Source organism: Acidithiobacillus ferriphilus (assembly GCF_018854775.1).
Taxonomy (GTDB): domain Bacteria; phylum Pseudomonadota; class Gammaproteobacteria; order Acidithiobacillales; family Acidithiobacillaceae; genus Acidithiobacillus; species Acidithiobacillus ferriphilus.
Map to the genome: position 1 here is coordinate 1 of NZ_JAAZTY010000269.1, position 1,163 is coordinate 1,163.

Here is a 1,163-nt window from a genome sequence, read left to right on the forward strand (position 1 = left end):
GCTTGCGCAGGGCCTGGCTCATCAGACGCGCCTGCAAGCCGACGTGGGAGTCGCCCATGTCGCCTTCGATTTCCGCTTTGGGGGTCAGTGCGGCCACGGAGTCGATAACAATGAGGTCAACCGCCCCGGAGCGCACCAGCATATCGGCGATTTCCAGCGCCTGCTCGCCGGTATCCGGCTGGGAGATCAGGAGGTTTTCCAGATCGACGCCAAGCTTATGGGCATAACCGGGATCCAGAGCATGTTCGGCATCAATGAAAGCCGCCGTGCCTCCGGCAGCCTGACAACTGGCTATGGCGTGCAGGGTAAGGGTCGTTTTACCCGAAGATTCCGGTCCGTAAATCTCTACCACCCGGCCCCGCGGCAGGCCACCGACACCTAGAGCAAGGTCCAATCCCAGCGAACCGGTGGAGTAGACCTCAATGTCCTTGATGGCATTATGATCACCGAGACGCATGACGGCGCCTTTACCAAATTGCTTGTCAATCTGTGAGAGGGCCGCCGAAAGAGCCTTGCTACGTTGTTCGTCCATAATGCTTTCCTTCTCCTGAATTGAGGGTTAACCCATCCTTGCAAAACACCATGTTTGTAGTGGCGCGCGGCAGGGCCTGATGATCCGGTACTGCGGGAGTCATCGGAACAACCTTTTCCGGCATTCTACCTGAGCGGGCGGGCGGGGCAAACGACTGAAAACCACTGCGGCATAATTCTTATCCGGCACGGTGGCCGCCGTTCAACCAGCCCCGCGCAATAATCCCAATAACCCGCCCAAAGCTACCGAACCCGCAGCATACTGCACCGACCAACGGTCTCCGTGAAAGTGACAGGTTCTCACCTGCGGTTCCGCGCCCCGCGCGCCCCAGGCCATACAGACGGTGCCCACCGGCTTGCCGGGCACGGCGCCTCCCGGCCCGGCGATGCCGGTGATCGCTGCGGCGATGTCCGCTTCGTGCAATGCACCCCCGAGCATTTCCAGGGCGGTCTCCTCCGCTACGGCCCCGACCCGCGCGAGGGTCGCTTCCTGCACCTTCAGCAACTGAATTTTCGCGGCATTACTGTAGGTGACAAACCCGTGGCGCAGCAGCGCCGAGGAGCCTGGCAGGGCGGTGATCCGCGCGGCCAGATCACCGCCGGTACAAGACTCCGCCAGGGCGAGGCGGGTG

Annotated in this window: 1 protein-coding gene and 1 pseudogene; both read right to left on the minus strand. The window is 61.8% G+C overall.

Going from position 1 to position 1,163, the window contains the following annotated elements; all coding sequences use genetic code 11:
• Positions 1 to 532 (minus strand): annotated as a pseudogene (locus HF921_RS13150) (recombinase RecA); the annotation flags it as partial.
• Between the two features lie 201 nt (positions 533 to 733).
• Positions 734 to 1,163, minus strand: a 430-nt coding sequence (locus tag HF921_RS13155) for a CinA family protein (RefSeq protein WP_215861777.1), incomplete at its 5' end; no start/stop codon positions are given.